The sequence below is a fragment of the Pseudoxanthomonas sp. CCNWLY206-1 genome, from assembly GCF_039710385.1.
GTDB lineage: Bacteria > Pseudomonadota > Gammaproteobacteria > Xanthomonadales > Xanthomonadaceae > Pseudoxanthomonas_A.
In genome coordinates, this window is record NZ_JBDKXI010000005.1 from 52,951 (window position 1) to 75,807 (window position 22,857).

Annotated in this window: 21 protein-coding genes; 10 read left to right on the forward strand and 11 right to left on the reverse strand. The window is 62.3% G+C overall.

Translation table 11 applies throughout. The features are described from left to right. The first annotated feature begins 70 nt into the window (after positions 1-70). The 4 genes from AADW18_RS12445 (at position 71) to AADW18_RS12460 (ending at position 3,994) form a co-directional block, all read left to right on the forward strand. Complete coding sequence (locus AADW18_RS12445) at positions 71-1,054, forward strand: glycoside hydrolase family 5 protein (protein WP_337343716.1); 984 nt, start codon at positions 71-73, stop codon at positions 1,052-1,054. Positions 1,055-1,199: 145 nt separating this feature from the next. Beyond that, positions 1,200-2,090: a methylglyoxal synthase gene (locus AADW18_RS12450; protein ID WP_337343717.1), complete on the forward strand. Its 891-nt coding sequence runs from the start codon at positions 1,200-1,202 to the stop codon at positions 2,088-2,090. 168 nt (positions 2,091-2,258) lie between these two features. After that, the gene (locus AADW18_RS12455; protein WP_337343718.1) at positions 2,259-3,440 is read left to right on the forward strand and encodes a benzoate/H(+) symporter BenE family transporter; all 1,182 of its coding nucleotides are present in this window, start codon (positions 2,259-2,261) and stop codon (positions 3,438-3,440) included. A gap of 107 nt (positions 3,441-3,547) precedes the next feature. Next, positions 3,548-3,994 carry a PepSY domain-containing protein gene (locus AADW18_RS12460; protein WP_337343719.1) on the forward strand — a complete coding sequence of 149 codons (447 nt, stop codon included), beginning with the start codon at positions 3,548-3,550 and terminating at the stop codon, positions 3,992-3,994. Between the two features lie 151 nt (positions 3,995-4,145). Here AADW18_RS12460 and AADW18_RS12465 read toward each other — a convergent pair whose 3' ends face one another. The 3 genes from AADW18_RS12465 to AADW18_RS12475 all read right to left on the reverse strand — a co-directional run bounded on the left by AADW18_RS12465 (position 4,146) and on the right by AADW18_RS12475 (position 7,633). Then, on the reverse strand, positions 4,146-5,390 hold the full coding sequence (locus tag AADW18_RS12465) for a TCR/Tet family MFS transporter (RefSeq protein WP_337343720.1): 1,245 nt from the start codon (positions 5,388-5,390) through the stop codon (positions 4,146-4,148). Positions 5,391-5,492: 102 nt separating this feature from the next. After that, positions 5,493-6,359 carry a D-hexose-6-phosphate mutarotase gene (locus AADW18_RS12470; protein ID WP_337343721.1) on the reverse strand — a complete coding sequence of 289 codons (867 nt, stop codon included), beginning with the start codon at positions 6,357-6,359 and terminating at the stop codon, positions 5,493-5,495. Beyond that, positions 6,356-7,633: a lytic murein transglycosylase gene (locus AADW18_RS12475; protein WP_337343722.1), complete on the reverse strand. Its 1,278-nt coding sequence runs from the start codon at positions 7,631-7,633 to the stop codon at positions 6,356-6,358. The genes AADW18_RS12470 and AADW18_RS12475 overlap by 4 nt, the downstream gene beginning before the upstream one ends. A 359-nt stretch (positions 7,634-7,992) precedes the next feature. Here AADW18_RS12475 and queF point away from each other — a divergent pair, with 359 nt between their 5' ends. The 4 genes from queF to icd all read left to right on the forward strand — a co-directional run bounded on the left by queF (position 7,993) and on the right by icd (position 11,304). Then, positions 7,993-8,808: an NADPH-dependent 7-cyano-7-deazaguanine reductase QueF gene (gene queF / locus AADW18_RS12480; RefSeq protein WP_337343723.1), complete on the forward strand. Its 816-nt coding sequence runs from the start codon at positions 7,993-7,995 to the stop codon at positions 8,806-8,808. Positions 8,809-8,931: 123 nt separating this feature from the next. Then, the gene (locus tag AADW18_RS12485) at positions 8,932-9,237 is read left to right on the forward strand and encodes a LysM peptidoglycan-binding domain-containing protein (protein WP_337343724.1); all 306 of its coding nucleotides are present in this window, start codon (positions 8,932-8,934) and stop codon (positions 9,235-9,237) included. 37 nt (positions 9,238-9,274) lie between these two features. Continuing rightward, on the forward strand, positions 9,275-9,757 hold the full coding sequence (locus AADW18_RS12490; RefSeq protein WP_337343725.1) for a hypothetical protein: 483 nt from the start codon (positions 9,275-9,277) through the stop codon (positions 9,755-9,757). Positions 9,758-9,975: 218 nt separating this feature from the next. Then, positions 9,976-11,304: an isocitrate dehydrogenase (NADP(+)) gene (gene icd / locus AADW18_RS12495; protein WP_337343726.1), complete on the forward strand. Its 1,329-nt coding sequence runs from the start codon at positions 9,976-9,978 to the stop codon at positions 11,302-11,304. Between the two features lie 83 nt (positions 11,305-11,387). On the opposite strand, the gene AADW18_RS12500 is transcribed toward icd, so the two are convergent. Further along, positions 11,388-12,266 (reverse strand): NAD(P)-binding domain-containing protein, encoded by an 879-nt coding sequence (locus AADW18_RS12500; protein ID WP_337343727.1) that lies wholly within the window; start codon positions 12,264-12,266, stop codon positions 11,388-11,390. A gap of 107 nt (positions 12,267-12,373) precedes the next feature. Here AADW18_RS12500 and AADW18_RS12505 point away from each other — a divergent pair, with 107 nt between their 5' ends. Both AADW18_RS12505 and AADW18_RS12510 read left to right on the forward strand, forming a co-directional pair. Further along, entirely contained in the window at positions 12,374-12,742 is a 369-nt protein-coding gene (locus AADW18_RS12505; protein WP_337343728.1) for a helix-turn-helix domain-containing protein, read from the forward strand. Positions 12,743-12,780: 38 nt separating this feature from the next. After that, positions 12,781-13,143, forward strand: a complete 363-nt coding sequence (locus tag AADW18_RS12510) for a gamma-glutamylcyclotransferase family protein (RefSeq protein WP_337343729.1) — start codon at positions 12,781-12,783, stop codon at positions 13,141-13,143. A gap of 165 nt (positions 13,144-13,308) precedes the next feature. Here the strand turns inward: AADW18_RS12510 and AADW18_RS12515 are convergent, their stop codons facing one another. The 7 genes from AADW18_RS12515 to AADW18_RS12545 form a co-directional block, all read right to left on the reverse strand. Continuing rightward, positions 13,309-14,064 (reverse strand): MHYT domain-containing protein, encoded by a 756-nt coding sequence (locus AADW18_RS12515; RefSeq protein ID WP_337343730.1) that lies wholly within the window; start codon positions 14,062-14,064, stop codon positions 13,309-13,311. A 47-nt stretch (positions 14,065-14,111) separates the two neighbouring features. Continuing rightward, on the reverse strand, positions 14,112-14,591 hold the full coding sequence (locus tag AADW18_RS12520) for a hypothetical protein (protein WP_337343731.1): 480 nt from the start codon (positions 14,589-14,591) through the stop codon (positions 14,112-14,114). A 228-nt stretch (positions 14,592-14,819) separates the two neighbouring features. Then, positions 14,820-16,028: a GDSL-type esterase/lipase family protein gene (locus AADW18_RS12525; protein ID WP_337343732.1), complete on the reverse strand. Its 1,209-nt coding sequence runs from the start codon at positions 16,026-16,028 to the stop codon at positions 14,820-14,822. 10 nt (positions 16,029-16,038) lie between these two features. Beyond that, positions 16,039-16,791, reverse strand: a complete 753-nt coding sequence (locus AADW18_RS12530; protein WP_337343733.1) for a glucose 1-dehydrogenase — start codon at positions 16,789-16,791, stop codon at positions 16,039-16,041. A gap of 62 nt (positions 16,792-16,853) precedes the next feature. Next, positions 16,854-18,149 carry an MFS transporter gene (locus AADW18_RS12535; RefSeq protein ID WP_337343734.1) on the reverse strand — a complete coding sequence of 432 codons (1,296 nt, stop codon included), beginning with the start codon at positions 18,147-18,149 and terminating at the stop codon, positions 16,854-16,856. Continuing rightward, a complete protein-coding gene (locus tag AADW18_RS12540) occupies positions 18,146-20,398 on the reverse strand; it encodes an oligoalginate lyase (protein ID WP_337343735.1) in 2,253 nt (750 codons plus the stop codon). The genes AADW18_RS12535 and AADW18_RS12540 overlap by 4 nt, the downstream gene beginning before the upstream one ends. Then, positions 20,395-22,611: a polysaccharide lyase 6 family protein gene (locus AADW18_RS12545; protein WP_337343736.1), complete on the reverse strand. Its 2,217-nt coding sequence runs from the start codon at positions 22,609-22,611 to the stop codon at positions 20,395-20,397. The genes AADW18_RS12540 and AADW18_RS12545 overlap by 4 nt, the downstream gene beginning before the upstream one ends. Between the last annotated feature and the right edge of the window lie 246 nt (positions 22,612-22,857).

Sequence of the window (22,857 nt, forward strand, 5' to 3'; positions counted from 1 at the left end):
CCATACTCCCCATGTCCGTCACCTTCCGATACTCGCTACCGCGCTTTGCCTGCTGCTAGGCAGCCTTTGCATGCCGGCCTCAGCGCAGGAGCCGCGCGGCCTGCGTTATGCCGGGGTCAATCTTGCCGGCGCCGAGTTCAACTCGTCGAAGAAGCCGGGCGTGCTGTTCAAGGATTACACCTATCCCAGCGACTCCGACTTCACGTACTTCGCGTCCAAGGGCATGAACATCATCCGGCTGCCGTTCCTGTGGGAGCGCTTGCAGCCGCAGGCCAACGGCGAGCTGGACGCCGCGCAGTTATCGCTGCTGCGTACCGCCGTGCAGCGGGCCAAGTCGAAGAACATGGTGGTGGTGCTGGATGTGCACAACTACGCCAAGTACAACGGCGTGCGGATCGGCGGCAGCGAAGTGCCGGTCACGGTTTTTGTTGATCTGTGGCGGCGGCTGTCCAACGAATTCAAGAACGACGACAGCGTCATCTTCGGGCTGATGAATGAGCCCAACGGTATCGGTGCGACCGAGTGGGCGGATGCCGCGCAGGCGGCTTTGAACGCGATTCGCGCCGCCGGCGCCAATAATCTGGTGCTGGTGCCCGGCACCGCCTACAGCGGCGCGCATAGCTGGAATGGCACTTGGTACGGCGGCACGTCCAATGCCGATGCGCTGCTCAAGATCACCGATCCCGCCGATCGCATCGCCTTCGAGGCGCATCAGTATCTGGATGCGGATTTTTCCGGTACCTCCGGCGAATGCGTCAGCGAAGACATCGGTGTCCGCAAATTGAACGTCTTCACTACTTGGCTGCGCGAGCACGGCAAGCGCGGCTTTCTCGGCGAGTTCGGCGCCAGTAGTAATGCGACCTGCATGGCGGCGTTGAAACAGATGCTGGAACACATGGAAGCCAACGACGACGTTTGGCTAGGCTGGACCTATTGGGCCGCCGGCGCTTGGTGGCCCACGACCTATCCTTTCAATGTGCAGCCGAGCAAAGACGGCATCGAAAAGCCGCAGATGACGGTCCTGACGCCGATGGCGAAGCGGTTTATCGAGTAGCGCTAGTTTTGTGGTCATCGACGTGGTGTGTCCTTGTGGGAGTGGTACCGGCATGCTGGCACCACTCCCATAAGGACTTAATCCGTTATCCCAAAGGACACGACCCCCTTTAGACTGTCTTCTCCACCACCCCGAAGACCCCGCCATGCGCCTGGGCCTTGCCGCCAACCGACTGCACCACCGCAACGAGGACGCCGGGCTGTTTCGCTGGCTGCGTGCCTGCGAATCCGGTATTCGCGAATTGAACCTCGGGCTGCATGCGGTAGGCCGCACTTACGATGCCATCGCGGCGGCCCGCATGCTGGCTAACTACCCGGAGTTGCGTCGCTATCCCTATGGCCGTGACGGCGGCCTGATGAAGCTCGTTGCCGAAGTGGTGGGACTGGAAGGTGCCGAGCGAAACCTGCAGGGTGCGATCTACCTGATCGATCCGGTCGATCCTTCTTCGATATTCCCGGAAGCCGCGACGCTGAAACGCCAATGCGTCATTCATGGCAAACCTTTCCTGTCCACGGTGGCGTCGGCGCGCGACTGGATAGAAATGGAGCGCGTACATGCCGGCTTCGCTCCCGACCCGAGCGCGGATCGCTTCCATGCGCTGGAGACGCAGACGCTGGCCCTGATCGCGCACGACGCGATGAAGCCGCAGATGCTGGCGTTCGCGGCGGAACACTTCGATGTACTGTCCCGTTTTGGGCGACGCGTCGCCACCGGCACCACCGGTCAGCGGCTCAACGAACTGGCTTGGAGCCGAGGCTGGCCGCAGGACCGCATGTGGACCGAGCGTTATCAAAGCGGTCCCATGGGCGGCGACGCACAGATAGCCGATTGCGTACTGGAGCGCCGTTGCCAGCGCGTGATCTTCTTCGAGGATCCGCACGTGGCGCGCCAGCACGAGGCTGACATCCAGCTATTGGAACGCGCCGTCACCACGGTGACCGACGATGCGGTCTGTACCACCTCGCCTGCTGTCGCCCAGCGGTGGTGTGCGGCGGTGGAGAGGCGAAGAGCTCTTGCTCTTGTGGGAGCGACGTGAGTCGCGACCGGATGGTAAGAAGAGACTTTAGACACGGATCAACGCGGATGAACACGGACAAAGGTACTCAATGCTTTATCCGCTTCTTTCCGTGTTGATCCGTGCCCAAAGCTTTTTCATTTTTCCGGTCGCGACTCACGTCGCTCCCACAATTGGCCGCCTTAGCTCATGATTCAATCGAGCCCACGCCACCTGCTGCGCGATCTTTCTCTCTCCGCTATCGCGGCCGGATTCGTCACGGTGTTGGTCGGCTTCGCCAGTTCGGCGGTGATCGTGTTCCAGGCGGCGCAAGCACTGGGCGCTTCACCGGCTGAGATAAGTTCGTGGATGTGGGCGCTGGGTTTGGGCATGGGCCTGACTTGTTTGGCGTTGTCGTTGCGCTATCGCATGCCGGTGGTGACCGCCTGGTCGACGCCAGGCGCGGCGATGCTGATCAGCAGTGCGGCGGGTTTGCCGCTGTCCGATGCCATCGGCGCATTCGTGTTGTCGGCGGCGTTGATCGCGGCGTCCGGGTTCTCTGGCTTCTTCGAACGCATGCTCAGCCGCATCCCGGTGTCACTGGCGTCGGGCATGCTGGCCGGCGTATTGCTGCGCTTTGGGCTGGACGTATTCGTCGCCATGAAGACTCAACCCGCCGTGGCGTTGGGAATGTTCGTGGTGTATTTGCTGGCAAGGCGAACGGTGCCGCGCTATGCGGTCATCGTCACCTTGCTGGTTGGCGTCGCCCTGGCTGCCGGCTTGGGGCTGATGCATACGGAAGGATTGAAGCTGCAACTCGCGCGTCCTGTTTTCATCATGCCGACGCTGTCGGTGGCCGCGTTGTTCGGCATCGCGCTGCCGTTGTTCGTCGTTACCATGACGTCGCAGAACGTGCCCGGTGTTGCTGTGATCCGTGCCTCCGGTTATGCCATTCCCATCTCACCCGTCGTGGGATGGACGGGCGTCGCAAACCTGTTGCTGGCGCCGTTCGGTGCATTCGCGCTGAATCTTGCGGCAATCACTGCGGCGATCTGCATGGGTCGCGAAGCGCACGAGGATCCGAACCGCCGTTATGTCGCGGCAATGGCGGCAGGAATTTTCTATGTGTTGATCGGTTTGTTTGGCGCGACCGTCGCGGCGCTGTTCGCAGCGTTCCCCAAGGAACTGGTGATGGCCATCGCCGGTATCGCGTTGCTGGGCACCATCGGCAACGGTCTGGCAGCGGCACTGCGAGAGGAAACCGATCGCGAGCCGGCACTGGTCGCTTTCCTGGTCACTGCATCGGGTTTGTCGCTGGCCGGCATCGGATCCGCGTTCTGGGGATTGGTTGCAGGCGTGATCACGATGTTGATGTGGCGAACCGGGCGATAAACGAAACCGCCATTCTGGCGTGAAGGCTGCGTGGAAGCGCCGTTAGTTCATCGGCGAGTGATGTGGAGCTAGGCAGTATCCAGGTACCTCCACTGCAGGAGATTTCCATGCAGACTGTCCGCAATAGATTATTCATTCTCACTGGCTTGCTGGTAGCTTCTTCGGCCGCTTTGGCGCAGTCGCAACAGCCAGCAGCCGACACCCTCACCGAACCACAGGTCCGCGCGCTTTTGACTGAGAAAGGCTATACCAACATCGACGATCTGGATTTTGAAGACGGCATGTGGGAAACCGACGCCACCAGTGCGGACGGCAAACGGGTCGACGTACGCGTCAATCCGGCTACCAGCGATATCAAGGCCGACGCGCTGGTGTCGAATCTGACCGAGAATGACGTGAAGGCGAAACTGACCGCTGCCGGCTACTCAGAAGTACACGACGTCGATTTCGACGACGGCATGTGGAAAGCCGAAGCTGAGCGCGCGGATGGCGATGATAGGGAGGTCCACCTGGATGCTTCGACAGGAAGAATCGTCTACGAGGAGGATGATTGATTCGCGTGGGCGATTTTTCCGTTTCCTGTAGACAAGAAGGCCGCTATGCGGCCTTCTCTTTTATTATGTAGAGCGGAGCTCGCTCCGCTGTTTTTGATGTGTCACGAAGAGCAGCCGAGCAAGCTCGTCTCTACAAAAGGCAAGGTATAGATCACGCCTGTACTGGCGCCGGCCTGGCGTACCGCCAACCCACCAGCAAGCCAATGAACAACAGCAACGACGCCAACAACCACGGCGCACCGGGTATGTGAGCGGGCGCGCTCTTGCCGATGAACAATGCGAACGTACCAGCGAACATCATCGGCCCGGCGATACCGGCCAGGCTGACCAGACTCATCAACGCGCCCTGGATGCGACCCTGCACATCGGCGCCGACCTGTTGCGTGATCAACGACTGCGTCGCCGGTCCTGCCAATCCCCATAGCGCACTGATCGGCAAGCCAATCAGGAACATCCAACCCTTGTCGGCCATGCCATAGATGATGAAGCCGACCACACCGCACGCCAGGCCGAACAACAGCGTGCGGCGTTCGCCCAGCTTCGGCACGATCTTGCCCATCAGGCCGGCTTGAACGATTACGCTGAAGACACCGACAGCGGCCAGGACCATGCCGACCTGATCTTCGTCCCAGCGATACTGATATTCGGCGAACAGCACGAATACGCTGGGATACACGTAATGCGCCAGATTGGCGATAAGCACCACCGCGGCCAATCCGAACACCTGTGGGTAGCGCTTGAGCAGCACCATCGATCCCACAGGGTTGGCATGCGACCAATCGAATCGCGGCGACCGCCTTTCCTTCGGCAGTGATTCCGGCAAGACGAAGTAGCCGTAGAGGAAATTGAGGAGGGCGAGACCGGCCGCGAACCAGAACGGCGCACGCAGGTCGACATGCTTGCTCAACAAGCCGCCCAGCAATGGACCAATAATGAAGCCCACACCGAAGGCGGCACCGATCATTCCGAACGCCTGCGCCCGCTTTTCCGGCGGAGTGATGTCGGCGATATAGGCATTGGCCGTGGTGAAGCTGGCCGAGAACATGCCTGAGAAAATGCGCGCGATCAGCAGCCAGGGCAGCGATTGCGCCAGCGCCATCAGGATGAAATCGACGCCCAATCCGAGGCAGGACAGCAAGATCACAGGCCGCCGTCCGAAGCGATCGGACAGTGCGCCTTGGATCGGCGTGCAAACGAACTGGATGGCGGCGAACAACATGCCGAATGTACCCACCCACCATGCGGCCTGCGCGAAATCGCCGCCGGTGAACTCGCGCACCAGCCCCGGCAACACGGGAATGATCACACCGAACGACAGGATGTCGATCAGCACGGTGATGAAGATGAAGATGAGCGCGGCGCGGCGTCCGCCGACGGCCTGGGGTTCTGAGTTCACGCAGGGTGACCGGACGATAACAGGTGCGGCAGTTTAGGGCGGATCACCCTTCCCCGGGTAGGTCGCGCCACGCGCTGTGAACGGCGACCGGGTTGCCCGCACTTAAATATCCGAAACGGCGATGATCTGACCCAGCGTGTGACGAGCGCCGGGGGCCAGTTCGATCGCATCAGCGCCAGCGTTGGCGGCTTCCAGGCAGACGAATCGGCGCCAGCCTTGGGGTGGCATATCGGTAAATGCGCGGGCGCCTTCCGCACCCGGGTTCCACACCACCAGCGTGCGGCTGCCGGAAGTCCGCAGCGCGACCCGGCGGCGGGCGACAGGATCGATCAGTTCGAAATGATTGCCGGTATCGGCGTAGATGCGGTCGCTACGGCCGGGGTCGCGTGGGTCGTGCAGGTTCCATTCCCCCTCCTGCACGTGGTCGTGACCGTCGTATTTATTGGCGTAAGTCAGGCCATCCAGCCCTATGACGCGCGCCTGGGCAGCGTCGGCGACCGCGAAGTAGGTGTGCAGCGCCTGGGTGAATCGCTGCGGCTCGGTGCTGCGATTATGTGTGGTCAGCGATTGTTCCAGCGCGCGGCCGATGCGCACGGTCATGGACAGGTCGAGTGCGGCGTCGGTTTCGTTCGGCAATACGAATTCCAACATCACGGTGCCGTCTTCGTCGTGCTGCGCGTCGGCCAGACGCCACAGCGATGTCCGCGCATAGCCATGTTGCGGCACATCGTCAGGCTGCCCCTGCCGAGCGAAGTACGGCCAGCACACCGGAACGCCGCCCCGAATCGCCTGCGGCGGATGGCGCGTATCCGGCGACAGCCACATCACATCGTCGAAACCCTGTGGCGCGAACGACAGCAGCTGCGCGCCGTGCAGACTGATCGCAGCGGTGGAAAACGGCGTGTCCACGCATACGGCTTCTATGTCCTGAAAGCGATCCATGCGCAGGCCCGGCATCGAAGGGGTCATGGTTTCAGGTTCTCTTGAGGTGGGACGAGCGGCGGCGCCAGGGATGGCGGCGGCGTAACGGGAGGACCGGGCGGGTTAACCGGCGGGCCTTCGGACTTCAATGCCTCCAGTATCTTGCGGCCGGCACGACCATCTGCGGGTAACAGGCCCAGCTTTATTTGTTCCGACTGGATAGCACGGCGCGTCTGCGTGCCGATCAATCCGTCCGCCTCGCCAATGGCGTGTCCGCGCGCCAGCAACAGCAGTTGCAGCTGCTTGCGCTGGACGCGCGACAATCCGGGATCGTCGGTGGGCCACACCGCGACGATGCCGCCCCCACCGCGCAGTCGGTTGGACAGCAAAACGATGGCCAATGCGTAGCTTTCCGATGCGTTGTAGGCATAGATCGCGTCGTAGTTGCGGAACACCAGGAACGCCGGCCCCGCCACGCCTGTGGGCAGCAGTACGGCCGACGGCGCATCGCTGCCAATGATGGGCGTGCCATCCACGCGCGTCACACCGCGTGCGACCCAGTCCGACAACGGACGGCGGCGGGTCCGGCCGGCTAGCGAAGCATCGAAGTTGGACGGCACCTTCACCTCATAGCCCCAGGATTGGCCCGTTTGCCAGCCGGCTTGTTTCAGATAGTTCGCCGTCGAGCCCAATGCGTCCGGGATGCTTCCGACCAGATCACGCCGGCCATCGCCGTCGAAGTCGACCGCAATACGCGCATACGTGCTTGGCATGAACTGCGTATGCCCGAATGCACCCGCCCAGGAGCCGGTGAGTCCTTCAGCGCGGATGTCGCCCGCTTGCAGCAACTTCAGCGTGGCGATGAATTCGCCGCGAAAGAACCCTTGGCGGCGTCCGAAGCAGGACAACGTCGCCAGCGAACTCAGCAGCGGCCGCTTGCCGAAGACGCGTCCATAGTCGCTTTCCACGCCCCAGACCGCGACTACCGTTTCCGCATCCACGCCGTAGCGCTCGGCTACTTGTGCCAGCAGGGTCGCGTGGGTAGCCAGCATGGCTTGTCCGTCGGCCACACGCTGGTCGTCCACCAGCGCGGCCAGGTAATCCCACAGCGGCGTGGTGAATTCCGGTTGCGCGTCCAGGAGCTCCAGCACGCTCATGTCCGGCAGCAATCCCTGGGTGTGGATGCGGTAGTTGTCGGCAGATACGCCTTGCGCCGTCGCCTGTGATTGCAGGCCCGCGATGCAGTCGTCGAAAACGATCTCGGCGCGCGCAGGCAGCGAAAGCACGACAGCCAGCGCACCCAATACGAATATGGGTTTCATGTCCGGCTTCCTTTGCCGTTCGGGGGAACGCTTACTTTGCCTTGCCCACCACTACTTTTCCAAGCGTAACGAAGGTCAATTGACACTGATGCCCCAGCATTCGTCTCGCCGATGCTCCTTTGCCGTTGTAGGAGCGGCGTCCCGCCGCGAGCTCTTCGCTGTTATCGCGATCTGATGGAAAGAGCTCGCGGCGGGACGCCGCTCCTACGCGAGCTTCCGACGTTGGGCTGGGACGGCGGCAGGCGGGCCCTCACCAACGGCAGCCTGCCGAATCCGGATACCTGCTCCAGCCGCCTCGTGGGTGAACGCCTGGCCGCCTGATACACCCTTGCTTCAAGCCCGATCCGTAGAATATTGCCATGAGCACCCCTTTCGACTCTTCCCTGGGCCGGGAAGTCGCCTATCCCGCGCACTACGATCCCAGCCTGCTGTTCGCCATTCCTCGCCAAGCCGCGCGCGCCGAGATCGGCATCGCCGATGAAGCCCTGCCGTTTGTCGGTCATGACCGCTGGCATGCCTACGAACTGAGTTGGCTGGACGCGCGAGGCAAACCGCGTGTCGCCACCGCCACGCTCATCGTGCCGTTCGATTCCCCCAACCTGATCGAATCCAAGTCGTTGAAGCTGTATCTGAATTCGCTCAACGCAACGCGTTTCAACAGCGATGCCGCGGTGCTGGAATGCCTGCGCACCGATCTGTCCGTCCGCGCCGGCGCGGATGTCGAAGTGGCCTTCGGCTTGCCGCCGATGGTCGATGCGGAAGACGGCGAGTCGCTGGACGCACTGGATATCGAGATAAACCACTACGGTCCACCGAACGCGGATTTTCTGACCGCCGAACCCGACAGCCAGGTCGAAGAAACCCTGTACTCGCAGCTATTGAAATCCAATTGCCCGGTGACCGGACAACCGGATTGGGCCAGCGTGACGATTCGTTATCACGGGCCGCGCATCGACCGGCCGGCGCTATTGCGTTATCTGATCAGCTTTCGCGACCACGCCGAATTCCATGAACAGTGTGTCGAACGCATCTTTCATGACATATCGACGCACTGCCATCCGCAGTCGCTCTCAGTCGAAGCGCGCTACACCCGCCGTGGCGGTTTGGATATCAATCCCTGGCGGGCGACACCGGGAGCCGCGCCAAACGAAGTGAAACGCGAAGTACGCCAGTAGTCCGCAGGTTAAATCCTCGTTCCCGAACTGTCTCCGTTTCTTCACGCACGCGCCATGATTTTTTAACGGCGCGCGTGCAAGGCTATGCCTCGTTCCCAACATCCATCAGGAAGGTTGTTGACTATGAGCACCGAAAAGAAGGCAGATTTTTCCGGCGTTAGCGCAAAAGTCGACACGACTGAGCAGAAAGTCGAAAAGGCCGACTTCTCCGGCGTCACCGCGCGGGTGGACAGCACGGAAGAAATCGTGGGCGAACAAACCTACACCATCGGCAAGGGCGACACGCTTTCGAAGATTGCCAAAGAGCACTACGGCAGCGCCAATGCCTGGAAGCAGATCTTCGAAGCCAATCGCGACACCATTGAAGATCCCGATCGCATTTTCCCCGGGCAGGTGATCAAGCTGCCCCCGAAATCCACCGGCGCTTGAAGCTCCTCTCTTCATATCCACGACAAGGAACGACACCATGAAGCTCAACCGTATCTCCTATGCTTTGATCATTGGCCTGGCTGGCAGCATCGCGCTGGTCGGCTGCAAAAAGAAGGAAGAAGCTGCTCCGACGCCGCCGGCCGCTACCGAGCCCGCGCCTGCTCCGGCGACACCTGCTGCACCCGCTCCGGCGACCGTCAGTGTCACCGGCGTCACCGTCGGCAATACCGCCGCAGCCGACAAGTCAGTCGCAGCCATGACCACGCTGGGCACCAAGGACAAGATCATCGTCTCGGTGCAAACACAGGGCGACGCGGCCAACGCCACGCTGGACGCCAAGCTCACCTATCAAGACGGCCAGGTAGCCGGCCAGAAGTCCGAAACGCTCAACACCACCGGCAGCGGCACGACCAATTTCGAATTCACCAACGCCAATGCGTGGCCCGCCGGCAAATACAAGGTGGACGTCACCTTGAATGGCCAGCCCGCCGGCGTGATGCAGGAAATCGAAATCAAGTAATCCAACCTCTCTCCCACCCTCAGTGGGCAAGCTTGGGCGCGGAGCGATCCGCGCCTTTTTTTTGGCAGGGTGCGCCGCTCTACCAGAGCCCACCCGATGTCCTGGGGACTGCTCGAGCGCAGGTTTTGCTCGAAAGGGCATAAACCGCGACAATGGGGGTCCACGTCCAAACCACTCGCGTCAGCCCTTACGTTGCGCGTCTTACCGGGAGCAGTTCCATGGCAGAACCTGTCCTCACACCGCCGGCCGGCGGTGAGAAGATCACGATTTCGGGCGGCAAGCTCAATGTGCCGAACCACCCGATCATTCCCTTCATCGAAGGCGACGGCACCGGCCCGGATATCTGGCGCGCTTCGGTACGCGTGCTGGATGCCGCGGTCGAGAAAGCCTACGGCGGCAGCAAGAAGATCCACTGGCTGGAAGTCTTCGCCGGCGAGAAATCGAACAACCAGTTCGGCACCTGGCTGCCGGATTCCACCGTGCAGGCCTGCCGCGATTATCTGGTGAGCATCAAGGGTCCGCTGACCACGCCGGTCGGCGGCGGTATCCGTTCGCTCAACGTCGCGCTGCGACAGATGCTGGACCTGTACGTCTGCCTGCGCCCGGTGCGCTGGTTCGAAGGCGTACCTTCGCCGGTGAAGAAGCCGGGCGATGTGGACATGGTGATCTTCCGCGAGAACACCGAGGACATCTACGCCGGTATCGAATGGGCTGGCGGCAGCGCCGAATCGCAGAAGGTGCTGGATTTCCTGGCCAAGGAATTCCCGCAGCCGTTCAGCAAGATCCGCTTCGGCACACAGGAAAAGGTCAACGAATGGCAGCAGGCGCTGGAAGGCATCGGCGCGCCGCATCGCGAGATGACCGTGGAAGTCGGCCTGGGCATCAAGCCGGTCAGCCGCCTGGGCACCGAGCGCCTGGTGCACAGCGCCATCAGCTACGCCATCGAGAACAAGCGCAAGTCGGTGACTCTGGTGCACAAGGGCAACATCATGAAGTTCACCGAAGGTGGCTTCCGTGATTGGGGCTACCAGGTGGCGCGCGACTACTTCGGCGCGGTCGAACTCGACGGCGGTCCGTGGCACGTGATTCCGGAAGGCAAGCCGGGCGCGGGCATCGTCATCAAGGACGCCATCGCCGATGCCTTCCTGCAGCAGATCCTGTTGCGTCCGAAGGAATACGACGTATCGGCGACACTGAACCTCAACGGCGATTACCTGTCCGACGCGCTGGCCGCGCAGGTCGGCGGCATCGGCATCGCGCCGGGCGCCAACATCAACTACGTCACCGGCCACGCTGTCTTCGAAGCGACCCACGGCACCGCGCCGAAGTACGCCGACCAGGACAAGGTCAATCCGGGTTCGGTGATCCTGTCGGGCGAAATGATGCTGCGCTACATGGGCTGGACCGAAGCCGCCGATGCGATCATCGAAGGCGTCAACAAGGCCATCGCCAGCAAGCGCGTCACCTACGACTTCGCCCGCCTGATGGAAGGCGCCACCGAAGTGAAGTGCAGCGAGTTTGCCGACGAGATCATCAAGCATCTCTGAGACGCGACCGCGCGCATGGTTCGATAACGAAGCCCGGCTACGCCGGGCTTCTTCTTTTGACACGGTTACCTGTCGTGTCGAGGCTACGAGGCGTTGCCGAGTACCTTGATTACAGCGACATGCTCTTCCAGCCCATAGCCGGCCTCCAGCGCGCGATGGAACAGGCCCGCGGCATACGCGGGGAATTCATCGCCGATACCCGTCTGGCGCGCTCGCCGGACGAGGTTGGCGATGTCCGCAGCCGCCGTCTGCAGCGTGCTTTCGGGATTCGTATAGCGGTCTTCACTGATCACGCGCCCCATATGCCGCAGATCGTTGCCGAGCACCGGTGCAAACTCGGCGAGCATGCCGGCGAACGCTTGCAGGTCGAGCCCTTCGGACCGGCATACCAGCGACGCATGCGCCATGCCGATCCAATGGCCAGCGAGATACGCCAGCGATGCCGCGCCAAGTGCCGCAGCTTCGTCGATGCGCTCACCGGTATGCGCAATAGCGCCCGCGAGTGCCGTCAGTGCATCGCGCGAACGCGCGAACGCATCCTTTGCACCGGAAACCAGGATCACCGTGTCTTCGCCGCCGATCTGACTGGGCCATGCCAGGATCGTGCCATCGAGATAGTCGGCGCCGTGCGATGCCGCCCATGCAGCGCCTTCTCGCGCGTCCTGCGGCGTCCCGTTGCCGAATTGCACCACGGTACGACCGCTCAACACGTCGGCACCTCGCTCCAGCACGTCATACATCGCCGCATAGTTCGACAGGCAGGTGATCACGATCGGGCTGGCGGCAATCGCGTCGGTTGAACTGTTGGCCGGATGCGCGCCTTCGGCGACAAGCGGCTGCATCCGTGCCGGACTTCGGTTCCAGACCGTTACCTGCCAACCCTTGCGCAGCAGCGTGCGTGCCAGCGTGCCGCCCATGTCGCCCAAACCGATCACACTGATTTTGCCCTGCTGTTGCATCATGTCGCGAATCCTGTTTTTTCTGGATGCGCGTACGGTAACCATCGATCTCAGGCGATAAAATTACTTACCTGCTGGTACGTGCCGGCGCAGGCCGTGGAGAGGCAACGATGAAACAGCCCCAACCATTCAGTTGCGGTCTCGGCCCGGCGATGCGAGTCATTGCCGGCAAATGGAAGTCTACGATCCTGTGGGAACTGCACGCCGCGCCGGTACGTTTTCTCGAACTGCGCCGCCGTATTCCCGGCATCAGCGAGAAGGTGCTCTACCAGCAGTTGCGTGAAATGGAAGCCGACGGAATCGTGTTGCGCGACGACCGTTCCGGACGACTGTTGCACGTCGAATATTCGGTCACCGACATCGGCGCTTCGTTGAACGACGCCGTGCACACACTTGCCATGTGGGGCACGCGCTATGCGACCGCTAGCGAGGAGCAATGTCGCGTTCTCCTTGATTCCAATGCAAGTGGCAATCGCTAATATCGATAGGGCTCAGTACCAGCACGAAGAAACTATCCATGGCCGACTCGCACGACATTTACCTTTTTTCCTACGGCACGCTGCAGCTGGAAAGCGTGCAGTTGTCTTCCTTCGGCCGCCGGTTGGATGGCACGCCCGACGCGCTGCCCGGCTATGCGCGGACGATGGTGGAAATCACCGATCCGCAGGTACTGGCGGCAAGTGGAGAACGCTTCCATCCCATCGTTGCGCCCAGCGATGATCCCGCCGACGAAGTACAGGGCACGGTGTTCCGCATCAGCGCAAGCGAGTTGGCCGCAGCCGACCGCTATGAAGTTTCCGATTACCAGCGCGCTCAGGTGCGCCTGAAGTCAGGCACGGAGGCCTGGGTTTACGTGAAAGCGTCGCAGGTACCAGGTTAAGACGTTTCTCTGTAGGGGCGGCGTCCGTGGGAGCGGCGTCCCGCCGCAAGCTCTTCGGTGGGATTGCCATGAAATCCGGGAAGAGCTCGCGGCGGGACGCCGCTCCTACAACAACGAGACGCCGCCCTGCGTTGTTTTTCGGTTTGTCCGGAGCTCGCGTCGCGTTCAGATCGTCACCGAGGCGCGTCGTTGGCGGCGCACCGTCGCGGTTATCAGCATCGCGGTCAACAGCAGGGTAGCGACGGCGAACACGCCCATGCCCAGGTAGTCGCCGCTCACACCGCTGGCGGTCGCCAACACCGGGTCTTCGCCGGTGGGCATGAACTGCGCGGCATACATGCCGGTGTAATGCATCCCGCATACCGCAACGCCCATGACCAGCGCGCTTCCCAGCATCTGCGGCCAGCCGCGCAAATTGAATGCCAGCCACAAGGCTGCGGTGGACGCCACCACTGCGATCAGTATCGACAGCACCACGATATCGGTGACGTACTCGGTGGTCGCTGGCATGCGCATGGCGGCCATGCCGGTGTAGTGCATGCTGGCAACACCCAGCCCCATGCAGGTTCCCGCCAACACCAGCTTGCGCCAAGAGAAAACACCGGTGCCGGCAATCGCCAGGCCCGCCATGCAGGCGCCTATCGCGAATACCGCCGACAGCAGGGTCACGCCGGGATCATAGGCGACGGGAATATTCATCTGGCAGGCCAGCATGGCGATGAAATGCATTGCCCAGATAGCTCCGCCGCCCATGGCCGCACCGGCCGCCAGCAAGGCCTGCCATCGTTGCCCCGATGTGCCTGCCAGCGGAATGCCGATCGCGAGTTGCAACGCGGTGAACGAGCCGAGCACCGACACCAGGAACGAAAGAGCCACCAGCACCGGGTCGTGGATGCATTGCACAGCGTGATCGTGCGGCATGACGTGAACTCCATGGTGGAACGACGGTTGGACCGGAATCTCCGGCGTCAGACGCGGAATACGAATCGACAGTGATCGGATCCATTGGCGTGACAAGCAACTTCGCTGACGCGCACCGGATAATCGCGTGCGACCTGCGGCAGCAGGGCTTCGATGCGCTTCTGATCGACCAGGCCGTGCCGTCCATCGGTTCCCTCGGCGGCCACATTCGTTTGTTCCGCCGCGACGGGCGGTAGCGCCGGGATGGCGGACGATGCGGCAGGTTCGCTTACCGCCAGCGACGATGCCGCACGGGCATCGCAAGGGCTCGCCTCGAAACTCTTTACCATCCAATGCGTGCCCAGCTGCTCTTCCAGCTGTAGAAGATTTGCTTCCGGGCCCTGCACCACAATGACATCACCACACCGGTGGCGGTGTTGGCGCGACGGTGGACGCAACAGAGCATACCGATTGGCGATCAGGACTTCGCCCAACGTAATCAGCAGACCGTCCCGATGATCCGAGACGATCTTCAACTCGATTTCCATGTTTCCCCCTGCGCCGGCCGCTTGCCCGGCGTCGCCTTCCGTTTCTGAATCTTTACCGCCCCAGATGCGCAACGAGGAATATCACGCCATGGAACCGGAAAGCTGAGACGGTATGCACACATCCGTCAGCGGCAGGAGAAGCAACGCAGCTACATGCGTTTACCTAAGCGTGGAACAGTGAGGGAGGGAGCGATCCGCTCTTGCCACTTACCACTTACTACTCACCGCTTACTGTTTACCACTCACCCGTTGCCGCTCACCGCACCCAAAAAGCGAAATATCGACCGAATTCGCCATGCGGCGATAGCCTTCATCGTTGGGATGCAGGAAATCGCGGGTGATCTCCGCGGGCATGGCTTCAGAGTTGTTTGAGTCGCGGAGCGCGGCGTCGAAGTCGATGACGGCGGAAAACTCCCGACCATCGCGAATGAATCGATTGAGCTGCCGCCGTGTGTCGGCCGATACCGGTTCGTACCGCTCCGATCCACTGAAGGGCGTCAGCGTGGCGCCGATCGCGACCACGCCATGCTGCCGCAATCGCGTAAGTATCTGCCGATAGCCCGCGATCATGTCCGTCGCATTGCGTCCCGGATTGAAACTCGGCGCGCCGCTATGCCGGATGTCGTTGATGCCTTCAAAAACGATCACCTGATCGACGCCCGGCAACGCCAGCACGTCGCGGTCCAATCGCGATAGCGCGCTATGGCTGCGGCCGTTGTCCAGCACCTTGTTGCCGCTGATGCCGGCATTCAGTACGACGACGCGGTCGGGGCAGGTGCGATGCAGGCGTTCGGCCAGCAGCGCGGGCCAATCCCCATGCGTGCCGCGCGTGGCGGTGGCGCCTTCGGTAATGGAATCGCCCAATGCCACAACAATGCGCGGCTTATGCGTACGCTCCGCCAACACGGCCGACACCACGTTCTGTCGGTACAACAGCGGCGCGCTGTCGGGCACGGCGGCACGGCCTGGTGCGACACGTACGGCGGTGCGGCGCACGGCAGGCCGTGTCGGCTCCGGGAACCAGATGCTCAACGCGATCTCGGAGAAGGCGGGCGCGGCGATCGAAACCGGATCGCTGATCAGCACGCCGCCCGGTGGGATTATCACCTCACTGCGCCCCTCGAATCGCACCGGCAACGCAGGTGCGCGTGCGCCTACCAGTTGCGCCGATGCTGCGCCGACCTTAAGCGGCTGCGCACCCAGTTCATTGCTGATGCGAAAGCGCAACGCAGTAGCGGACGTGCCTAATCGCATGTCCTGGCGCACGGTCTGATGGTGGAACTGCACCGGCGCCTCCGGCGTGCCATCCAGACGGTCCGGCGCAGGCGAGGCGATCCACGCGGGCACCCAGACGGGAACGGGCGCGGCGTACGCTACGGCGCTGAGTGCCAGCACCATGACGCATGCCGCAATACGGCGCAGCCGCGTAGCGATCATTGGCCGGCTCTCAGGAAAAAAACACGCCGCCGTTGACGTCGACGTTGGCGCCATTGATGAAGCTGGCAGCGTCCGATGCCAGGAAAACCGCCGCCGCAGCGGCTTCCTCGGCGCGTCCTTCGCGGCGCAAGGGTGTCGCGTTGGCCACTGCCTGGCGCACTTCCGGCTTGGTGAAGTCGTCGTGGAAACGTGTCGCGATCATGCCGCAGCACAACGCATTGACGCGGATGCCGCGTGGGCCCAGTTCTTTTGCCATCGCGCGAGTGAACGTCATCACCGCGGCCTTGGACGTCGCGTAGATCGAAGCGCCCGGCCCGCCACCATCGCGACCGGCCAGCGAAGCAAAATTCACGATGGCCGCGCCTTCGCCCATATGCGGCACCACCGCCTGCGTAGTCAGGAATACTGATTTCAAATTCAAATCCATGACGTGATGGAAGAACGCTTCATCGATTTCTGCCAGCGGCTTTCTGGCCACCATGCCGCCTGCCAGGTTGACCAGGATGTCGATGCGCGTGCCGAATGCTGCCTGCGTCGCCGCCACCAACGCCGCGACCGCTGTAGCGTCCGCCGCATTGCCACGGTGGACGATGGCCTGCCCGCCGGCGGCTTCGATGCGCTTGAGCGTTTCCTGCGCGCTGGCTTCGTCGTTGGCGTAGTTGATGCAGACCTTGGCACCTTCGGCGGCCAGCTTCAACGAAACCGCGCGCCCGATGTCGCGCCCACCGCCGGTGACGATCGCCACTTTGTCTTTGAATTGCATGATCTGAAGTCCTTTTGTTTTGGGGAGAGAAATTCTGGGTAAGGGCGGTGTCAGCGGTGCTGCTATAAGCGATGTTCCGAGGCGCCATCGAGTTTCTCGATGCGGCCGGTGATCAGCCAGATCGCCGCTAGCGATAGCGGCACCAAGGCCGCCACCAGGATAAAAATCGGCGCGTAGGAAATCTTGGTCATGGCCGGTACCAGCCACGTGGTGATCAGCGTGCCCACCACCGCGGCCATGCCGCCGATGCCGGCCAGCGAACCTACCGATTTGCCATGGAAAATATCGCCCGGCAGCGTCTGGATGTTGCCAATGGCGACTTGGAAGCCGAACAGCACCGCGGCGATGGTCAGCACGGCGGCGACGGGTTCGGCCGCAAACACCGCGCCCAGTAGCGCGGGCATCATGATGATTCCGCCCAGGGTGATGGTCCATTTGCGCGCGCGGTGCACGCTCCAGCCAACGGTGATCAATCGGCCCGACAACCAGCCACCAAACAAGCTGCCCAGCATGGCGCCGACAAACGGCACCCACGCGAAGATGCCGATCTGCTTGATATCGAAACCGAAGGTTTCCGCCAGGTAGATCGGCAGCCACGATACGAACAACCACCAGATCGGATCGATGAAGAAGCGCGCCAGCACGATGCCCCAGCTCTGCCGGTGCGACATCAGCTGCTTCAGCGTTGGCGCATAGACCGGCAGCGCCGGTCCATCGCCAACCGGTGCGTCCAGGATCAACGCGCGTTCGGCCGCATCCACCCACGGATGGCGGTCCGGACCAGCGCGGTAGACGATCAGCCACGGCAACAGCCAGATGAAACCCAGCGTACCGATCAACAGGAACGTGCCCTTCCACCCCAGCCACAGGAACAGCAGCGCGATCAGTGGCGCCGACACGATGGCGCCAATGGACGCGCCCGCGTTGAAGATGCCTTGCGCCAGCGCGCGCTCCTTGGCGGGAAACCACTCAGCATTGGCCTTGACCGCCCCCGGCCAGGCGCCGGCTTCGCTGATGCCCAGCATCGCGCGAAACACACTGAACGACAGCACTGAATGACTGACCGCATGCAGGGCGATGGAGATAGACCAGCCCATGATCGACAGCGCGAAACCAAGGCGAACACCGATGATGTCGAACAGTCGGCCAAAGGCGAACTGCCCCGCCGCATAGAACAGCATGAAGATGGTGACCAGCAGCGCGTAGTCTTCCTTGGTCGCGCCAATCTCGCTGGAGATCTCCGGCCACATCACCGCCAGTGCATTGCGGTCGATGTAGTTGATGACGGTGGCCAGCGCGATCAGCGCGATGATGATCCAGCGCACCGCGGACTTTCTTTTGTTGGACGTGCCGGTCATGGGCGCCGCGGCTCCTGCTGCTTGCGGGCCGATGGCTTGGCGCTTACGGGCTGAGCGATACGGGCGTAGCCGCCCTTCCACTGATAGGTGCGGCCGTTGGCGACGACGCGATGGTCTCGGGCGGGCGCTGGGTCCTCGGCAATGCCCAGCGCCAGTGTTGCGCCTGATACCAACGTCAGCAGAACAACGTCCGCGTCTTCGCCACGCAGGCGCTCGATGCTGCGGATACGGCTGTTCGCGCCATGCACGTACTCGGCGGTGCCGTTGTATTCGCCATGCGGTTCCAGCACACCGAAGAAGCTCGCTTGCGCCTGGCCATCCATGCGCTGGATCAGCACCGGTTCGCGGCGCAGGTTGAAATCCGGATCGTTGGCGCCGCTCTCGGCCAGGACGGCGCGGGCGGGAGCGCTGGCACCAAAGCGGTAGGTGTAGAAGCGTCCTTCCAGCAACCAGCTGAGGCTGCGGATTTCCGCGGACGGCGTGGTGGATGCATCGACCCACAGGTGCTGATAGCCGTTGGCCTTGCCCATCACCGGACGTTCGGCTAGCGCACGCTGTGCTTCGAAGCCCACGCTCATGATGTGGCCATTGAAGTGCAGCGGCAGGTCGTAGCGCGCCGGCGCGTCGCCATCCACGCGCAGCAGATCGACCACCACGGGAAGTGGCAGCTCCGGGTGTTCCAGCAGCGCCAGCGTGCGGGTGAACACCACGCCGTCGTAGGCGCCTTCCATTCGAGCCGAAGCGATCTGCACGCCATCGCCTTGCTCGAACAACAAAGGCGTCGGCGCGTGCTTTTCGCCCACGCGCCAGTCGCCACCGAAGTGGCTTTGCTCGTTCACCACCAACGTATTGTGGGCGACGGTCTGCTTGGCCCAGCTGGTGTTTTCCGGCAGGTAGATACCGCCGGACTTGGCTTCGACATTGAGGAAGCGCGCGGCGCCGTAGTCGGTCACCACGCGCCGGCCGTTGTCGTAGAACAGCCAGTGCAACTTGTCGAAATGGCCGTGTCCCATGCCTTGCGCGGTGTTCTTCATCACCAGCGCCTGGCCTTTCTCGTCACCGGCACGCAGGATGGCCAAGGCGCCGCGTTTGCCATCGGGGCCGTCGCGCAGCAACCGCGTATGGAAATCGAATGGCTTCGCCTTGCCCGCTGCCAACGCTTCCGCCACTTGCAGACCCTCCGGTGTCAGCAGCGTGCGGCCTTGCCGCTCGGCTACGGCAAGCAGATGGCCGTCACTGGTCTGCGCGTAAGCGATGGCGATACCGGCGACCAGTTCCTCCGTGTCCAAACCCTTGTCCAGCAGCGCGTCGTTGATTGGGAAGAAGTAGCCGCCGTAGCTGCTCTGCACCAGCGTATCGGCAGCTTTCAGCAGCACGCCGTCCTTGCGTTCGAAGATTTTCCGCTGCGGTTGGTTACGCTGGATGGCACGCGCGAACACCACGAAGGGCGCCAGCGCGTAACGCTGGTAGTACGGGCCTTCTTCGTAATAGCCGTCGGGCGAGAACAGTTGGTCGATCTGTTTCAGGAAACCGGTATCGCCCTGTTTCGATAGGCCCAGCAACGCCTTTTCCACCATTTCCTGATCGCGCAGTACGTAGCCGGTCATTCCGACCGCCGCGACCGCCCAGGTGGCATGGTTGTGGATGCGGTCGAAATTTTCCGGCGTCTCGTCCGACAGGAAGCGCGCCATCCGCCGGAATACTTGTTCGTCGATGGTACGGCGATCCTCGGCATTCAAGCTGTCACGGATGGCGTCGTAGCCCTGGCTGGCATGGACCAGCCACACCGAGTCGTTGAGCGTTTGCCAGAACAGGCGCCCGGGAATCTGCCCACGCCCCGCCGGATGCTTGCCCAAGGTTGGATACAGGCGTGCGTATTCCAACAGCATGTCGCGCGTGAAGTCGGCATAGGCGCGATCGCCGGTCAGGCGATAGAGCGCGCCCGCGGCCTGGATCGTCTGGTAGTTCCGCTTGTGCTGCTCGTGGGTGTAACCGCCGCCGGGATCCTTGGGCCGCGGCACGTCCACGCCGGCTTTCATCGCCGCTTGGATCATGCTCGTTGCGCGTGATTGCTCGCGCGCGAATAGCGAATAGCGCGAACCTGTCTGCGCCATGTGCTGCCACTCGGCCGCTGTGACCAGCACCGGTTCGGTAGCGGCGGACGTGGCAGTCGTGGTCGCGGCGGCGGCTTTGCCAGCGAGGATCGCGCCTGCGCACAACAACACGACGATAAGAAGAGAACGGCTCATCGTGCGGTCTCGACTGGAATGTCAGATTGGATCGCTGGGGTGCCGGTGAACTGATTGCGGGTTGCGATAAGCACCGGCTCGCCCACGCGGTGCGTAAAGCGCACACCAGCACTATCGATGAAGCGATTGCGGGTTAGCTCGGCGCGCTGCACCCCGCGCAAACGTACTGATGCGTCGCTATCGCGGCCGGCTCGTTCGAACATCGATCCCACGATGCGAAGCTTGGGCCCGAAGGTGCTTTCGTCGGTGCCGCCGCGATAGAGATCGACCACAGGCCCGCCGACACTACGGAATGCCGAATCTTCGATCTCGACGACCTCAGCGTTGTAGGTGCCGCGATCATCGGTTTCCGCGATAGCCGAAATAACCGCACCGGAAACCTCTTCGACAGTGACACGGCGCAAGGCGATCAGGTCCGCCAGCGTGCCTTTGCCGGTCGACACGACATCGAATCCGCGATTGACGTTCAAGTCAGTGGCGCGGATGTCTTGCAGGACCAGCGAGTAGTTGGCGGCGCCCGAGCCCGGACGCGTGCGGATCACCGCATTGCCGACTTCATCCGGCGCGGCTGCGCCGGACACGGTCAATCGTGAAAGCTTCAGCGAACCGCCGGCGGCGATATCGAACAGCGTCGATCGCGAGAACGTGATGACCGCATCGCCTTTTGTCGGTCCTTCCACGGTAAGTGGACGATCGATTCGCAGGACCTGATTGATCAGGTAGTCGCCCGCTTCCAACGTCAGCCGATCGCCTGCCTTTGCCGTGGCGAACGCGGCGGTCAGCGTGTCTTCGCCCGGCGAAACGGTGTGCGATCTTCCACTATCGAAAGCCGCCACCGATGCTTGCTTGGGGTACCAGGCGACACCCACCTCATCACGCGCTATCGGGCGCAGATCGCGGCGGGCGCCGACGCCTTCGACGCCAACCGGCGTCAGCAGTCCGGTCTCTCCACGAACCATCTCGACTTTGCGTGCCTCCACGCCATCCGGAAATCCGATCGATTTCTTCGGGCTCTGCACATTGCCAACGGAAGCGATACCGGCCAGGTCGCCCAGCTTCCGCAGCGGATCGTGGCCATCGTCGTTCACGATCAGGTTGCGCGACATTCTGCTGTTGATCGGCGCGGCAGACCGCTCCTGGTCCATGCCCGCGCCCAGGAAAATGCTGCGCGGGTTGACGAAGGTGTTGTTCTCGATCACCGCCCGGTCCACTTGGACGTAGCGGTTGGCCGGCGAGTCCGGCACGCCGTACATCACCGTCAGCGCGGAGGCGAATCCATCACCCGCCAAACCTTCCAGATAGTTGTTGCGCACAGTCTGGCGGCGATTGATGACGCGGATACCGCCGGTATGCTGTTCTTTGCCCCCCAGGAAAACGTTGTCTTCGACCAGGTTGCCGTCGCCATGCCGCAGCACCAGCGCACCGCGCGAACGGTAGAACACGTTGCCGCGATAGATATTGCCGCCGGATTTGTTGGAGACGATCTCCACCTCGCCGTCGCAACCTTCAAACCAATTGCTCTCGACAACGGTATGCGAGTCCGACATCGATTCGTGGCTGGTACCGACGCGGATGGTTTCGCCGCCATTGGAGCCCAGGTTGGGTCGCGGACCAAAATAGTTGTGGTCGATGCGGTGGCGGTTATCGAGCCCCTGTTCCGCATCGCGCACGACCACCAAGGTCGCGCCGGCATTGGTTTTGCCGACGATGTGGTTGTGGTCGAAGCGATTGCCGTGCCCGTACAGCGCAACCCAGTGATCCGACTGACTGCGGTCCGGCAGGTTGAAACCATCGATCACCACGCCGGTGACACGGCTGTTGTTCGCACGCTCGGTGCGCGAGCGGCGGAACGAGACGACTTCGCCGGTAGGCGACCAGCCGTCGCGGAACACCAGATTCGACACCATCAAATGCTCACCGGCCATCCGCAGGTTGGATTGGCCAGTCAATGTCACGCCCCCGGGAGTCTGTGCCGTCAGGGTGATGGGTCGGCCGGGCGCGCCTTTGCCGCTCAGGACGATCTGGAAGTCCGGCCAGGTTCCGTCGGCCAGCACCAGCGTATCGCCGGGCCGTAGCACCCGGACGGCGCTCGCGTATTCCTGTTGGGTGCGGACCAGATGCCTAGACCCGGTTTCGGCAGGGGCAACGTGCGTAACCGCCGGCGCTGTCCAAAACAACCATGCGGTTAACGCGCCCAAGGCTCGCAATTGCATGCATCCTCCTCGATCAGGCCGTTGCGGCGCCTTGTGGAGCCGGATGGTAGCAGAGCGACAGCGCTCGTCAACCAATTTCAAATACCAGCTGAGTGATATTTGGTATAGCTAGTTTTGCGCAAATCGATGCTGCGACAGCACATAAATGGTATGCGAAATAGGCAAGCCAATAGTCTGGCAAGGTGATTCATACCAATTTCTTGACATTGGCCGCGTCTCTATGAACCCTGCGCCCCAAGCTCGCTG

Excerpts from the sequence above, each read along its gene's own strand:
- AADW18_RS12540 (WP_337343735.1), bottom strand. The coding sequence starts at position 20,398 with ATGAGCCGTTCTCTTCTTATCGTCGTGTTGTTGTGCGCAGGCGCGATC.
- AADW18_RS12485 (WP_337343724.1), top strand. The coding sequence starts at position 8,932 with ATGAGCACCGAAAAGAAGGCAGATTTTTCCGGCGTTAGCGCAAAAGTC.
- AADW18_RS12520 (WP_337343731.1), bottom strand. The coding sequence starts at position 14,591 with ATGGAAATCGAGTTGAAGATCGTCTCGGATCATCGGGACGGTCTGCTG.
- queF (WP_337343723.1), top strand. The coding sequence starts at position 7,993 with ATGAGCACCCCTTTCGACTCTTCCCTGGGCCGGGAAGTCGCCTATCCC.
- AADW18_RS12535 (WP_337343734.1), bottom strand. The coding sequence starts at position 18,149 with ATGACCGGCACGTCCAACAAAAGAAAGTCCGCGGTGCGCTGGATCATC.
- AADW18_RS12455 (WP_337343718.1), top strand. The coding sequence starts at position 2,259 with ATGATTCAATCGAGCCCACGCCACCTGCTGCGCGATCTTTCTCTCTCC.
- AADW18_RS12500 (WP_337343727.1), bottom strand. The coding sequence starts at position 12,266 with ATGATGCAACAGCAGGGCAAAATCAGTGTGATCGGTTTGGGCGACATG.
- AADW18_RS12475 (WP_337343722.1), bottom strand. The coding sequence starts at position 7,633 with ATGAAACCCATATTCGTATTGGGTGCGCTGGCTGTCGTGCTTTCGCTG.
- AADW18_RS12510 (WP_337343729.1), top strand. The coding sequence starts at position 12,781 with ATGGCCGACTCGCACGACATTTACCTTTTTTCCTACGGCACGCTGCAG.
- icd (WP_337343726.1), top strand. The coding sequence starts at position 9,976 with ATGGCAGAACCTGTCCTCACACCGCCGGCCGGCGGTGAGAAGATCACG.
- AADW18_RS12525 (WP_337343732.1), bottom strand. The coding sequence starts at position 16,028 with ATGATCGCTACGCGGCTGCGCCGTATTGCGGCATGCGTCATGGTGCTG.
- AADW18_RS12515 (WP_337343730.1), bottom strand. The coding sequence starts at position 14,064 with ATGCCGCACGATCACGCTGTGCAATGCATCCACGACCCGGTGCTGGTG.
- AADW18_RS12530 (WP_337343733.1), bottom strand. The coding sequence starts at position 16,791 with ATGCAATTCAAAGACAAAGTGGCGATCGTCACCGGCGGTGGGCGCGAC.
- AADW18_RS12450 (WP_337343717.1), top strand. The coding sequence starts at position 1,200 with ATGCGCCTGGGCCTTGCCGCCAACCGACTGCACCACCGCAACGAGGAC.
- AADW18_RS12505 (WP_337343728.1), top strand. The coding sequence starts at position 12,374 with ATGAAACAGCCCCAACCATTCAGTTGCGGTCTCGGCCCGGCGATGCGA.
- AADW18_RS12545 (WP_337343736.1), bottom strand. The coding sequence starts at position 22,611 with ATGCAATTGCGAGCCTTGGGCGCGTTAACCGCATGGTTGTTTTGGACA.
- AADW18_RS12445 (WP_337343716.1), top strand. The coding sequence starts at position 71 with ATGCCGGCCTCAGCGCAGGAGCCGCGCGGCCTGCGTTATGCCGGGGTC.
- AADW18_RS12460 (WP_337343719.1), top strand. The coding sequence starts at position 3,548 with ATGCAGACTGTCCGCAATAGATTATTCATTCTCACTGGCTTGCTGGTA.
- AADW18_RS12490 (WP_337343725.1), top strand. The coding sequence starts at position 9,275 with ATGAAGCTCAACCGTATCTCCTATGCTTTGATCATTGGCCTGGCTGGC.
- AADW18_RS12470 (WP_337343721.1), bottom strand. The coding sequence starts at position 6,359 with ATGACCCCTTCGATGCCGGGCCTGCGCATGGATCGCTTTCAGGACATA.